Consider the following 13,995-nt stretch of genomic DNA (forward strand, 5'->3'; position numbering starts at 1 on the left):
AGGGCGGTGGCCGGCAAACGCACCGCCTGCAGATTACATCGAATGTTCGCGAATCCGATAACTCACGCGTGCGAGCCGATGCCGGCCGCCGATGTCTCGCCGAGCATCCGCTCGACAACAGCACGAGTAGGGATCGGCGCAACGGCTCCAAAGCCGAGCGTGGACAGCGCAGCGGCCACATTCGCGTAACGCGCCGCGGAAAACGGGTCGTCCCCGGCGCAGAGCCGCGCGACGAACGCTCCGCCGAAGCAGTCGCCGGCGCCGGTCGCGTCGATTGCGCTGACCGGATGCGCGGGCACCCGTTGCCGATGGTTTGGCGTGGCGACATAGGCGCCTTCGCTGCCGAGCTTGAGTGCGACGATCCGCGGCCCACGTGCCAGCAGGAAGTCGACGATTGCATCGCGATTGGCGAGCCCCGTCAGCGCCGTGACATCGTCCCAGCTCGGCAGACAGATGTCGGTCTGACCGATGACGTCGAGCATCGTCGCGCGTGCGCGTGCAAGCGGCCAAAGCTTGAGCCGCAGGTTCGTGTCGAACGACACCTGCACGCCATGTTTGCGCGCATGCGCCATCGCATCGAATGCCGCATCGCAGGCCGCGGTTCCGATCGCGAGGCTCACGCCCGAGAGATGCAACACCTTGGCGTCGGCCAGCATATCGAGCGGAAGATCGTGTGCGGCATAGCGGCTCGCGGCGGAACCGGCGCGCAAATACTCGAAGTGATGTCCGTCCGGTCCGTGCGAAACGAAATACACGCCCGTGTGCGCCGATTCGTCGATCCGCACCGCGGAGGTATCGACGTTCTCCTGTTGCCAGAGCTCGAGCAGAAGGCGCCCGAAGCGGTCGCCGCCCACTGCGGAGATAAAGCCGGTGTTCGCACCCTGGCGCGCGGCGGCGATACAGAAATTCGACGTGTCGCCGCCGTAGCCCTGAAGATAGTCCGTGCCGCCCGCGCATCGCTGGCTGAACTCGACCATCGCTTCGCCGAATGCCACGATCTCGGGCTGCTGTTTATGCGTTGCCTTTACCATCTGTCGACCCCGTACACGGCACGTTTGCGTCACATGACCGCGCCGCGCAACCACGGCACGAATTCGCGGTCGCCGAGGCCGTTTTCCTCGCTGCAGCTTTTGCGGCCCGACGCGACCTCGAGTATCAGTTCGTACAGACGCGCGCCCGCTTCCTCGACGCTTGACGAGCCATCGACAATCACGCCGCTGTTGAAATCCATGTCGGACCGCATCCGCTCGAACAGGGCGGTTGTCGTCGCGATCTTGATCGTCGGCACGGGTTTCGAGCCGAAGACCGAACCGCGTCCGGTCGTGAAGCAGACGAGGTTCGCGCCGCCCGCGATCTGACCGGTCGCCGAGACCGGATCGTAGCCAGGCGTGTCCATGAACACGAGGCCGTCTTCACGTACCGGCTCCGCGTAATCGTAGACGGCCTTGAGCGCCGAACTGCCCGCCTTCGACACCGCACCGAGCGATTTCTCGAGAATGGTCGTGATGCCGCCGGCCTTGTTTCCCGGAGACGGATTGTTGTTCATCTCGCCGCCGTTCTGCTCCGTATACCCTTCCCACCAGTGCAGTTTGTCCATCAGGCGCTGCGCGACTTCCGCCGACGCGGCGCGCGCGGTCAACAGATGTTCGGCGCCGTAAACCTCCGGTGTTTCCGACAATATCGCGGTGCCGCCGCTGCGGACGAGCAGATCGACCGCCACGCCGAGTGCCGGATTCGCGGTAATGCCAGAGTATCCGTCGGAGCCGCCGCATTGCAGCCCGAGCTTCAGCTGCGAAGCGGGCACGGCCGTGCGCGTCGCGCGATTCGCCGCGTCGAGTTCCTCCCGAACGATGGCGACGCCGCGCGCCACGGCTTCACGCGTGCCGCCCTCGTCCTGGATAACGAGCGTGCGCACCGGCCGCGACGAAGACGTGTCGAGCAATTCGACGAGTCCCTCGATCTGGTTCACTTCGCAGCCGAGTCCGACGAACAGCACGCCGGCGAAGTTCGGATTGCGCGCGTAACCGGTCAGCGTGCGGCGCAACAAAGCCATGCCGTCGCCGGACGAGGACATTCCGCATCCGCTCTGATGCGTGATCGCAACCACGCCGTCGACGTTTTCGAATGCCTCGAGTGCGTCGCCGCGGAATGCATCGGCGATTGCGTGGCAAACGGTGGCGGAACAGTTCACGCTGGCGATCACGCCGATATAGTTGCGCGTGCCTGCCTGGCCATCCGCGCGCACGTATCCAAGGAACGTATCGGCGCGATCGGCCGGCGCGGCACGCGTACCGGTCGCATTCGCGTGCGCCGCGCTGTCGTGTTGCGACGGCATGCCGACGTTGTCGACATGAACATGCGCGCCGGCGGGAATGTCGCGCAGCGCAACGCCGATCGTCTGACGGTATTTCGTGATCTGAGCGCCTTGCGCGATGTCGCGCAAGGCCAGCTTGTGTCCGGCCGGTATCGGCGACAGAACCTGCAGGCGCTGTCCATGCACGTCCACGATCTCGTCGGCTTCGAGCGCCCGCAATGCGACGGCAACGTTGTCGTCATCGTGAAGAACGATGAGGTGCTGATCTTTCACGACGCTGCTCCTTCCGTGCCGGACAAAGGCAGCGCGTGCGCGGCCAGCAATGCGCGCAAGCGCGGTTGTGCGACCGGCAACGACAGCGAACCGGCCAGCTCGACGAGCGGCTGTATCCGGCGCCTGATCTTCTCGCGATGATTGGCGGCAATATCCGAAATGCGGTGAGCGAGAAACGGATTGAGGAATCGCTCGCGCACGCTGTCGATGTACGCATGCGCCTCGCTCTGCAAACCCATCGCGTCGAACACGGGCAGCACCTCGTCGTGCCATACCGTTTCGAGTGCGTCGCGCACGCGCGGCGTGCTCATCGCCTCCAGCACGGTTTCCTGCTGCGCGCGGCTTTCGCTGAGCCACTGATCGGCCAGCCACGTATGACCGAGATTGAGAAAGAACAGCTTGAGCTGCGCATACCGGCGCAGTTCATCGGTGAGCACGATCTGCTCGTGTGTGCACGGAAGTTCCATGCCTTCACGCCGCTCGATCGCCCACAGCGCATACGGTTCCGCGACCGCGCCCACCGGATCGATCGGCGCGGACACGATACGGTCGACGAGCGAATTCACCCAGACGCACCGTTCCTGCAAATAGCCGATAAAAGGCTCGGGCAGCGACCATTGCCGCGCCATGCCAAGCACGATATCGCGCAAGGTATCGCCGTTTCTGTCGACGAGTTCGCACGGATAGACCGATACGCCGTGCTGCGGGCGCTCGCGCCAGCGTGCATGCAGCAATACGAGCAGCTTCGCCGGATAGCTGTGCGGCACGAGCGCGTCGTTCGCAAGCAGATCGGCGCAATCGCGTTCGTCGAGTTGGTAACCGGCATCGCTGGTGTTCGAGACGATGACGCGCACTTCCTCGATCGCCGCGCGACGGATCGCGGCCCAGTCCGTATCGGTTGACCACGCATGGCGGACCGCGCGGCATTCGACCACCCGGTCCACCACGCCGCCGCCTTCGCGACCCCGTATCTGCACAGGGTAGTGATCGGCGTGGCGCAGCGCGGCGATGCGCGCGCGGCTCGCCTCGTTCGCGGTCGTCTGCACGACGCTGATGCCGCCGATCGCATCGCCGCGTTCCAGCGCCTCGGAAACAAACAGCGCGACGTGCGCCAGAAGGAAGCGGCTCGTGCCGAACTGAAGTATCGGTGTGCTCATAAGTGCGATCCTGATGGCCCGGTGCCTTGCCTCAGCATTCGACCAGCGCTTTCACGACCGTCTGCCCCGGCTCCAGCAGGCGCGGAAACGCGTCCGGCACGTCGGCAAGGCGCATGCGATGCGTATTGAGCGCCTGGTCCGGAATCTGGCCGCTGCGCATCGCCTCGAGCACCGTTTCGAAATCGGCGGCTGTCGCGTTGCGGCTCGCGAGCAAGGTCGTCTCCCGCTTATGGAACTCGGGGTCCGAAAACGTGACCTGGCCGGGCACGATCGAAATCAGCGTATAGGTGCCGCCATGCGCGACAAAGCCGAAACCGCGGTTCATCGCATCGATGTTGCCGGTCGCGTCGAACACGACATCGAAAAATTCGCCGTTCGTCAGCGACGAGAGTTGCGCCGTATCGTCGGGGCCGACCGGCACCGCGGCGTCGACGTGCAGTTGCGAACTGCAGAACGCGAGCCGGTCGGCGCGCGTGTCGAGACACACGACGCTGCCGCCGCGCAGCTTCGCGAAGATCATGGCCGCCATGCCGATCGGACCGGCGCCGACGACGAGCACGCGTTGCCCCGCCTGCACGTTCGCGCGCCGAACCGCGTGCGCGCCGATCGCGAGGAATTCGAGCATGGCCGCCTGGTCGAGCGACACGCCTTCGGCCTTGTGGACGAACTGGGCCGGCACGCTCAGATACTCGGTCATCGCGCCGTCGCGGTGCACGCCGAGCACCTTGATGTTCACGCAACAGTTGGTCTTGCCCTGGCGGCACGCAACGCAGGTTCCGCACGATAGATACGGCATGACATACACGCCGTCGCCGGCGGCCAGTCCCGAATCGCCATCGGCTTCGACGACGACGCCGGACAGCTCGTGGCCCATCACGCGCGGATATTGAAGGTACGGCTGGTTGCCGGTGAAGATGTGCAGATCGGTGCCGCAGATGCCGACGCGGCTCACGCGCAACAAGACCTCTCCAGTCTTGCGCTCGGGCACGTCGGATTGTTGCGCGCGAAGCACGCCGGGAGATTCGCAAATTACGCTAAGCATAGGGATATCCTCATGAGCGACGCTGGCATGGCATGCGCCGCGCCAACGCAAAAGACAGTCAGACGCGTCATGCCCGCCCGTCCGGCAGCGGCACCTGGGCGTCTATCAGGTGTGCGGCACGCAGCGCGGTCCAGAAGTCCGCGGGTATCGTCTGCTCGAGCCACGCAATGTTCTGCTGAAGCTGCGACACACTGCGCGCACCGACGACGCACGACACGACCGCCGGATGCGCGAACGGAAACTGCAGCGCGGCGGCCGGCAGCGGCACCTCGAAGCGCGCGCACAAGGCCGACAGTTGGCTCACCCTGTCGACCACTTCGGCAGGCGCATCCGCGTAGTTGAATTTGCCGTTGCCGGCCAGCACGCCCGAGTTGAATACGCCGCCGACCACGATCGCGGTTTCGCGGCGCACGCAGACATCGAGCAACGGTTCCAGCGCGGTCTGCTCCAGCAGCGTGTAGCGGCCCGCAAGCAGAATCGCGTCGAGTTCGACTTCGTTCAACGCATCGGCAGCGACTTCCCACTCGTTGACGCCCAAGCCGATGCCGCCGATCTCGCCGCTGGAACGCAGCGCGAGCAGCGCGCGAAAGCCGCCGCCGTCGGTCAGTTGCGTCCAGTAGTGCGCATGCTGTTCGCCGTGCGTCATGCGGCCGATGTCGTGCACGTAGAGCACGTCGATTCGCGCGAGCCCGAGACGCTGCCGGCTGTCTTCATACGAACGCATGATGCCGTCGTAGCTGTAGTCGTACACCGGACGGAACGGTAGCGGCTCGGCCCAGTTGTCGTCGCCCGGTTTGACGCTTGCGTCGGGGCGCATGAGCCGGCCGACCTTCGTGCTCAGCGTGTAGGCGCTGCGCTCGCGTGCGCCGAGCGCCTGGCCGACGCGCCGCTCGGAAAGCGTGTAGCCGTAGTACGGCGCCGTGTCGAAGTAACGCAGCCCGGCGGACCAGGCCGCATCGGCAAGCGCGGCGGCTTCGGCGGCTGCCATCGGCCGGTAGAGTCCGCCGAACTGGGAACAGCCGAGGCCGAGCGCGGTCATCGACAGGCCGCTGCGCGGCAGGGTGCGGGTTGCGCTTGCCTTCATGAAAGAGTAGGGAGCCCTAAGTTCGTTGCGTCGAGCCGTCGACCGGACCCGCACGCGTCGCGCGTGCGACGCTGCGGGACGGCTACGGTTCGTTGCGTTGCTGTCAGTAGAGGACGTTCTTTGCCTGCTGCGAATCGAGGTTCTGCTTGTCGACCATCACCACGCCCGTATCGATCTGCTTCGGCACGGGCTTGTGTTCGATCACGCCGACGACGGTCTCGATGCCCTTGTGTCCCATCTGCCACGAGCCCTGCACCGCAATCGCCTGCACCGTGCCGTCGCGCACGAAGCCTTGCAGATCTTCGTTGCCGTCGAAACCGATTGCGACGAGCTTGCCGGCCTTGCCCGACTGTTTGAGCGCGCGGCCCACGCCGACGGCGGTCGGTTCGTTCGCGCCGAAAATGCCCTTGAGGTCGGGATTGGCAGACAGCACGTCGGTCGTCTGATTCAAGGCCATCGCCATCTGCGATTGCGAGTAGTACGGTCCGACGATCTGCAGTTTCGAATGGCTGGCAATGTACTTGCGGAAGCCGCCGACGCGGCTCACTTCGGAGCCGGCGCCCGGCACGTACGACATGATCGCGATCTTGCCGGTCTGTCCGACGCGATCGATCAGCGCCTGCGCGCAGAGCTCGCCGGCCTTCTCGTTGTCGGTCGACAGGAACGACTGGTAATACGGCTTGCCCGAAGCGGAGATAGCGGAATCGATAAGCACGACCGGGATATGTGCGTTCCACGCCTGCTTGATCGCGGGCACGAGCGCATCAGGATCGGACGGCGCGAGCACGATGCCGGCGACATGGCGATTGACCGCGTTCACGACCATATTGACCTCGTCGGTGATATCCGATTCGGCAGCGGGGCCCTGAAACGTCATCGTGTAGCCCTTCTCCTTCGCAAGCGCTGCGTTCGCGCCTTTCTGCACGTTTTGCCAGTAGTTCGAATTGACCGTCTTGACGATCACGGCGATCTCGCCGCCGGCCGCGTACGCGCCTGTACTGAACGCCGCGCACAGCAGTGCGGAAAGTGCCAGCATCGGGAATTTCTTCATGTCTCGCTCCTGTTTTGGTGGTTAAACTTCTTTTGACTGCTTTGAATGCCTGCGCGGATCGCTTACCGCTTACCGCTTACCGCTTGCGGTTGCGAAGCTGATCGATCCACACGGTGCCGAGAATCACGACACCGATGATGATCTGCTGGATAAAGCTCGAAACGCCGTTCATGTTGAGCCCGTTGCGCAGCACGCCGATCACGAATGCGCCGATGGCCGTGCCCGAAATCGTGCCGACGCCGCCCATCAACGAGGTTCCGCCGATCACCGAACTCGCGATCGCGTCGAGCTCGTACATCACGCCTTCGTTCGGCTGCCCCGTTACGAGCCGCGACATCAGCACGCATCCGGTTACGCCGGCAAGCGCGCCGGACAGCACATACGTGAAGAGCTTCACGCCCTGAACATTGACGCCGGACAGCCGAGCCGCTTCGGCGTTCGAACCGACCGCGTAGATGTGACGGCCCAGCGAGGTCCTCGAAAGCAGAACGGAGACGACGACGAACAGCGCGACCATGATGACGACCGGGTACGGTATGCCCGGAAACGTCGTGTCCGGAAAACCGTCTGCGCCGATGTGCGAGATGCGGAACAGGGCGCCGTTGCCGAGCGCGCCGAACGCGTCGCCAAGGTCGGACACGGGGCGTGCGCCCGTGATCTGCAGCGCCATGCCGCGCGCGACGAGCATCATGCCGAGTGTCGCGATAAACGGCGGCAGGCCCATGCGCGTCACGCAGATACCGTTGATGAAACCGCAAAGCGCGCCGACCAGAATGCCGCCCAGCATCGCGACTGGAATCGGCACGCCGGTCTTGGCGAGCAGCGCGGCGCACACGCCGGCGAGCGCCAGTACCGAGCCGACCGACAGATCGATGCCGCCCGTGATGATGACGCAGGTCGCGGCCACGCCCAGATAGGCGATCGACGTCACCTGCAGGCCGACCGTCATCAGATTGTCGACCGAGAAGAACGCGGAGCTCGCCACCGAAAAGGCGATGACGAGCACGACAAGGCTGCCCAATGCCGCGAATTTCTGGATGAGTTCGCGCCGCCGCTGCTGTGCGGACCGATTGGCGGCCTGAGTGCGATCCGATGTCATTTCAAGCATGGGTGCGCCCCGAAGCGTAGTGCATGATCTCCTCCTGGCTGGTGTGTTTGGTTTCGAGCACCTTCGCGATGCGGCCTTCGTGAAATACCGCGATCCGGTCTGTCATGCCGAGCAATTCGGGCAGTTCCGAGCTGATCAGCACGACGCCGACGCCATCGGCCGCGAGCCGGTCCATCAGGCCGTAAATGGCGAATTTCGCGCCGACGTCGATACCGCGCGTCGGTTCGTCGAAGAACAGAATGTTCGATCCGCGATAGAGCCACTTGCCGATCACGACTTTTTGCTGGTTACCGCCGGAAAGGTTGCGTGCGATCTGATGGACCGAAGGCGTGCGAATCGCAAGCTCCTGGACGTAGCGGGCAGCAATGCGCGCTTCCTCGTTGAATCGCAGGAAGCCCGCACGCGACGAGATGCCGCGAACATTGGCAAGCGTGACGTTCGCGGCGACCGGCATGCTGAGCGCGAGGCCTTCTTTCTTGCGATCTTCCGAAAGATAGGCAATGCCGTGGCGAATCGCCTCGCGCGGCGAACGTATCGTGACGGGCTCGCCGCGCAGCGAAACCGTGCCGCCGTCGAGCGGATCGGCGCCGAAAATCGCGCGTGCGACCTCGGTGCGGCCCGCGCCCATCAGGCCGGCGAAGCCGAGAATCTCGCCCTTGCGCAGTTCGAACGAGAGCGGCCCGAACACGGTTTCACGGTGCAGGTCCTTGACGCTGAGCAGCACTTCGCCGGTCGGCACCGACTGACGCTGCGGATAGGCATCGTCGAGCGAGCGGCCGACCATGCGCGCAACGACGTCGTTCACGGTCAGTGCCGCGAACGGATCGGTCGAGATATAGCGGCCGTCGCGCAATACCGTTACGCGGTCGACGATCTCCGCCATCTCGTCGAGGCGGTGCGAAATGTAGAGGATCGCCACGCCTTCGGCGCGCAGTTCCTTGATGATGCGAAAGAGGTGGACGGTTTCGGACTCGGTCAGCGACGAAGTCGGCTCGTCCATGATCAGCACCTGTGCGTCGAGCGACAGGGCCTTCGCGATTTCCACCATCTGCTGCTGGGCGATGGAGAGCGCGCCGACTTTGGTGGTCGGTGCGAGGGTGAGCCCGATGCGCGCGAGACACGCTTTCGCGTCGGCGTTGAGCTTGCGCCGGTCGACGAAGGGGCCGCGCTTCGGTTCGCGCGCGAGATAGAGGTTTTCCGCAATGGAAAGATCGGGAACGAGGTTCAGTTCCTGGTGAATGATCGCAATGCCGGCCGCCTGGGCGTCCGATGTCGACCGGAAATTCACCGGCTCGCCGCGGTAGACGATGGTTCCTTCGTCGGGACGGTACTGGCCGCTGATGATCTTCATCAGCGTCGATTTGCCCGCGCCGTTTTCGCCGCAGATCGCATGGACTTCGCCGCACTGCAGGTCGAGGTTGATGCCGTCGAGCGCAATGACGCCCGGAAACTGCTTGCGAATGCCTTCGAGCCGCAGAATCTCTCCCTCCCAGGTGCGGCTGTTCGGCTTGCCGACGAAGTCGGGCAGGCTGCGCGGCGTGCTCATTCTGTCTCCTATGGCGGCTGACCGGTTGGCGCCAATTGGCGCTGGTCAGTCCAGTTGCGACACATTAGAGCGCAATATCGCCGCTTGGTCAATCCAGTTGAAAATTTACGAATTGACCTTACCAATGCTGACAGTCCAGGGTAAACGAGGTCATTTGCGGGCCCGCATCGGCCGCTGCTAGACTTCGCCACGACGCTGTTTCAAGTTTCAGGCGTCTTTTGTGTACCCGATGCTGTTCAATTTATGAAATCACAAGAGCCCAAGCGGCTTTACCAATCCGTCGCTGCAGAGATTCTTACGCTGATCCGCGAGGGCGAATTTCCCGCTGGCGAGCGTTTGCCGGCCGAGCGCGAACTCGCGCTCAGACTCGGCGTCTCCCGTCCTTCGTTGCGCGAAGCATTGATTGCGCTCGAGATTGGCGGTCGCGTCGAAATCCGCATGGGTTCGGGTGTCTACGTGCGCGATACGGGCGCCGACGATGAAAACGCGGTGGGCGCGTTGGGCGAGAGCCCATCGGAACTGATGCAGGCGCGCGCGGCCATCGAGGGCAGTGTCGCGGCGCTTGCCGCTGCGCATATGACGGCCGCCATGATCGACCGGTTGAAACGAAGCGTCGATCGGATGCGCCGGCTCGCCGCGGCCGGCAAGACACCGGTGGACGCCGACCGGCAGTTCCATATGCTGATCGCGGAGGCAGCCGGCAATTCGGTGCTGGCGCGCTTTGTCGGCGAATTGTTCGATAGCCGCCACGATCCGATTGCGGCGGCGATGCGCGGTCATACGGAGAGTGTCGAGACGTGGTCCGATGCCGTCAGGGAGCATCAGGATATCTTGCGGGCATTGCAGGCGGGCGACCCGATCGCGGCGCAGACCGCGATGCGCGCGCATCTGATGGCATCGGAAGAGCGTTGGGTCGGCGGCGTGCTCAAGCGCGATACCGATTGAGACACGCTTGAGCCGGCAGTGGTCGGTGCCGACCTCAATCGCCTGTTTTAGCGTACGTGTCAGCGCAGATCTGCCGCAACGATTCGACGAACAGCTTCTGTGCGGCCGAGTGCGAACCTTCTGCGCGCGTGAATAGCGCAATGGGCGGCAGCGTCCATTCGAACGAGTAAGGCACGATTGCGACGCCGGCAATTCGCACGAGTTCTTCGGCGATATCGGCGGGCACGATGGACACCGCTTCTTCACTGGAAGCGATCATTTCGCCGATGAGCTTGGACGAATAACTCTCGACCACCGGCACGGGCGGCGCGGTTCCCGCAGCCAGAAACAGATCGGCCACCTGTTCTCTTATCGGCGTGTGCGGGGCGCCGAGAATCCAGTCCAGCGTCAGCAGTTTGCGCCAGTCCAGATTCGTGCGCGCCAGTTTTGCCGCGAGGCGCCGGTTCGCGATCAACCGTGGCCGCTGCCGGAACAGCACCTCAAAGCTCGTCCTGCTCAGGTCCACCGACGACGACGCCCGCCCGATCACCACGTCGACGACGTGGTCCCGCAATTGCGGCAACAGCTGATCGCTGGTTCCCTCGTGGATGGTGACCGTTACGCGCCGTGCCATGCTGGAATGCACCTGCTTCAAGGCTGCCGCCAGCAACTGGCCGGAGATGAACGGAATCACGCCAATGTGCAGGTGCGCCGCGTGCCCGACCGCAACTGCGGTCATGTCGCGAGCGAGATGGTCGAGATCGTGGATCATCGCCCGCGCCCGCTCGAGCACCACGGAGCCGAGCGCGGTGGGCAACATGCCGCGCGACGAGCGCTCGAAGAGCGGCATGCCGAACATGCTCTCGAGTTCCGCCAACGCATTCGTGACGGCCGGCTGACTACTGGCCATATGTTGCGCGACACGCGTTAGCGAGCCGTGCTGCTCGATCTGCAGCAACAGCACGAGGTGCCGCATTTTCAGACGTGCGCTCAGCCGCCTGACCATGTCGTTCGACTCGAGCGTCATTGACGTTCAGCGACCATTACCAAAAAGTGATGGGGTGATACTAAAACAAAATAGTCCGCTTATGTCGGTTGTCTAGAATCGTCTCGACGGATCGCGCCGGGACGGGCCCGGCGCCTATGACACAAGGCACAGGACATGAGGCAGACAGATACCGACCAGCAAGCCGCTTTCGATTACCACGCGTACCCCACGCCGGGGAAGATCTCCGTGGTCGCCAGCAAGCCCCTCGTCACGCAACGTGATTTGTCGCTCGCTTACACGCCGGGCGTGGCCAGCGTGTGCGAGGCGATTGCAACGGACCCGATGCAGGCGCATCGGTTCACCGGGCGCGGCAACCTCGTCGGCGTCATCACCAACGGCACGTCCGTGCTGGGTCTCGGGAATATCGGCCCGCTCGCCTCGAAGCCCGTGATGGAAGGCAAAGCCGTGCTGTTCAAGAAGTTCGCCGGCATCGACGTATTCGACATCGAGATCAACGAAACCGATCCGGACAAGCTCGTTGAAATCATCGCGGGTCTCGAACCCACTTTCGGCGGCATCAATCTCGAAGATATCAAGGCGCCGGAATGCTTTATCGTCGAGCGTAAATTGCGCGAGCGAATGAAGATTCCGGTCTTCCACGACGATCAGCACGGCACGGCGATCACGGTGGCCGCCGCCTTTATCAATGGCCTGAAAGTGGTGGGCAAAGCGATCAGCGAGGTCAAGGTGGTGACCTCGGGAGCGGGCGCGGCGGCTTTGGCCTGTCTCGACTTGCTCGTCGATCTGGGTCTGCCAGTGCAAAACATCTGGGCGACCGACATCGAAGGCGTGGTTTACCGCGGCCGGACCGCGTTAATGGATCCGGACAAGGCACGCTTCGCGCAGGAAACCGGCGCACGCACGCTGGCCGAAGTGATCGAAGACGCGGATGTGTTCCTCGGGTTGTCGGTAGGCGGCATTCTCAGCGCCGGGATGCTGAAGACGATGGCGCCGCGTCCGCTGATTCTGGCGCTCGCCAATCCGACGCCGGAAATTTTTCCGGAACTCGCGCATGCGACGCGCGACGACGTCGTCATCGCTACGGGGCGCTCGGACTATCCGAACCAGGTCAACAACGTGCTGTGCTTTCCGTATATTTTCCGCGGCGCACTGGACGTCGGCGCGACGACGATCACGCGTGAAATGGAAATTGCCGCCGTGCATGCGATCGCCGGTCTCGCGGAAGAAGAGCAAAGCGAAGTGGTCGCGGCCGCATACGGTGTCTACGACGTGAAATTCGGCCCGCAGTACCTGATACCCAAGCCCTTCGATCCGCGTCTGATCGCCCGCATCGCGCCGGCGGTGGCGAAGGCGGCAATAGACGGCGGCGTGGCGACGCGCCCGTTGCCTGACCTCGCCGCTTATGTCGAGCAGTTGCAGCAGTTCGTCTATCACTCCGGCGCCTTCATGAAGCCGCTGTTTTCGACTGCGAAGCGACTCGTGCGCGATGGCGGCAAGGCTCGCATCGTCTTCACCGAGGGCGAAGACGAGCGCGTGCTGCGCGCCGTGCAAGTGCTCGTCGACGAAAAACTCGCGCGGCCGATTCTGGTCGGACGCCCCGAAGTGCTGCTCGCACGCATCGAGCGATTCGGCTTGCGCCTGAAGCTCGGGCAGGACGTGGAAGTGACCAACCCCGAGTATGACGAACGCTTCCCGCAGTACTGGACGACCTATTGGGAACTGATGTGCCGCGACGGCATTTCGAAGGAGATGGCGCGTGTCGAGATGCGCCGCCGGTTGACCTTGATCGGCGCGATGATGGTGAGGCTCGGCGATGCCGACGGCATGATCTGCGGCACGGTTGGCGCTTATCACGACCATCTGCGATTCGTCGATCAGGTGATCGGCAAGAAGAGCGGCGCGAACACCTATGCCGCGATGAATATTCTGCTGCTCGACGAGCGTACCGTGGCGCTCGTCGATACTCACATCAACGATGATCCGAGCGCCGAGCAGATCGCCGAATTTACGATCAGCGCAGCGAGGCAAATGAAATGGCTGAACCTGACGCCGAAGGCCGCCTTGCTTTCGCGCTCGAACTTCGGCTCGGGTAGCGCGGCATCGGGCGCGAAAATGCGTCATGCGCTGAAGCTCGTCAGGGAGCAGGCGCCGGAGCTCGAAGTCGACGGCGAAATGCATGGCGACTGCGCGCTCGATGAATCGCTGCGTGCTCGCGTGCTGCCGACTTCGCCGCTCAAAGGCGACGCCAACCTGCTCGTCTGTCCGAACGTGGACTCGGGCAATATCGCCTACAACCTGCTGAAGACCGGTGCAGGCAGTAACGTCGCAGTGGGGCCGTTCCTGCTCGGCGTCAATGCGCCGGTGAACATCCTGACGTCGAGCTCGACGGTGCGACGGATCATCAATATGGCGGCGTTGACGGTGATCGAAGCAAATCGCAATGCATCGCTGCCCTAAAGATCGATTTTTTCCGTGGCGGCGGCAGGC

At 63.7% G+C, this 13,995-nt stretch carries 11 protein-coding genes; 2 read left to right on the forward strand and 9 right to left on the reverse strand.

Translation table 11 applies throughout. The features are described from left to right. Positions 1-62: 62 nt before the first annotated feature. From BTO02_RS05500 to BTO02_RS05535, 8 genes are all read right to left on the reverse strand, one after another. Positions 63-1,031, reverse strand: coding sequence for a sugar kinase (locus BTO02_RS05500; protein ID WP_075156180.1), 969 nt, complete (start codon positions 1,029-1,031; stop codon positions 63-65). 29 nt (positions 1,032-1,060) lie between these two features. Next, complete coding sequence (locus BTO02_RS05505; RefSeq protein ID WP_075156181.1) at positions 1,061-2,587, reverse strand: UxaA family hydrolase; 1,527 nt, start codon at positions 2,585-2,587, stop codon at positions 1,061-1,063. Beyond that, positions 2,584-3,744 carry a D-mannonate oxidoreductase gene (locus BTO02_RS05510; protein ID WP_075156182.1) on the reverse strand — a complete coding sequence of 387 codons (1,161 nt, stop codon included), beginning with the start codon at positions 3,742-3,744 and terminating at the stop codon, positions 2,584-2,586. Before BTO02_RS05510 ends, BTO02_RS05505 begins: the two co-directional genes overlap by 4 nt. Positions 3,745-3,775: 31 nt before the next feature. Further along, positions 3,776-4,786: a zinc-binding alcohol dehydrogenase family protein gene (locus BTO02_RS05515; RefSeq protein ID WP_075156183.1), complete on the reverse strand. Its 1,011-nt coding sequence runs from the start codon at positions 4,784-4,786 to the stop codon at positions 3,776-3,778. A gap of 67 nt (positions 4,787-4,853) precedes the next feature. Beyond that, positions 4,854-5,870, reverse strand: a complete 1,017-nt coding sequence (locus BTO02_RS05520; protein WP_075156184.1) for an aldo/keto reductase — start codon at positions 5,868-5,870, stop codon at positions 4,854-4,856. A gap of 103 nt (positions 5,871-5,973) precedes the next feature. Then, positions 5,974-6,921 (reverse strand): ABC transporter substrate-binding protein, encoded by a 948-nt coding sequence (locus tag BTO02_RS05525; protein WP_075156185.1) that lies wholly within the window; start codon positions 6,919-6,921, stop codon positions 5,974-5,976. A 76-nt stretch (positions 6,922-6,997) separates the two neighbouring features. After that, positions 6,998-8,029, reverse strand: coding sequence for an ABC transporter permease (locus tag BTO02_RS05530; protein WP_075156186.1), 1,032 nt, complete (start codon positions 8,027-8,029; stop codon positions 6,998-7,000). Next, entirely contained in the window at positions 8,022-9,575 is a 1,554-nt protein-coding gene (locus BTO02_RS05535) for a sugar ABC transporter ATP-binding protein (RefSeq protein WP_075156187.1), read from the reverse strand. The genes BTO02_RS05530 and BTO02_RS05535 overlap by 8 nt, the downstream gene beginning before the upstream one ends. Before the next feature lie 243 nt (positions 9,576-9,818). On the opposite strand from BTO02_RS05535, the gene BTO02_RS05540 reads away from it, so the two are divergent. Then, entirely contained in the window at positions 9,819-10,520 is a 702-nt protein-coding gene (locus BTO02_RS05540; RefSeq protein WP_075156188.1) for a FadR/GntR family transcriptional regulator, read from the forward strand. Between the two features lie 34 nt (positions 10,521-10,554). Here BTO02_RS05540 and BTO02_RS05545 read toward each other — a convergent pair whose 3' ends face one another. Next, positions 10,555-11,526 carry a LysR family transcriptional regulator gene (locus BTO02_RS05545; protein WP_075156189.1) on the reverse strand — a complete coding sequence of 324 codons (972 nt, stop codon included), beginning with the start codon at positions 11,524-11,526 and terminating at the stop codon, positions 10,555-10,557. Positions 11,527-11,661: 135 nt separating this feature from the next. Between BTO02_RS05545 and BTO02_RS05550 the strand changes: the two genes are divergently transcribed. Next, the gene (locus BTO02_RS05550; RefSeq protein WP_075156190.1) at positions 11,662-13,965 is read left to right on the forward strand and encodes an NADP-dependent malic enzyme; all 2,304 of its coding nucleotides are present in this window, start codon (positions 11,662-11,664) and stop codon (positions 13,963-13,965) included. Positions 13,966-13,995: the final 30 nt, after the last annotated feature.

The sequence above is a fragment of the Paraburkholderia sp. SOS3 genome, assembly GCF_001922345.1.
Lineage (GTDB): Bacteria > Pseudomonadota > Gammaproteobacteria > Burkholderiales > Burkholderiaceae > Paraburkholderia.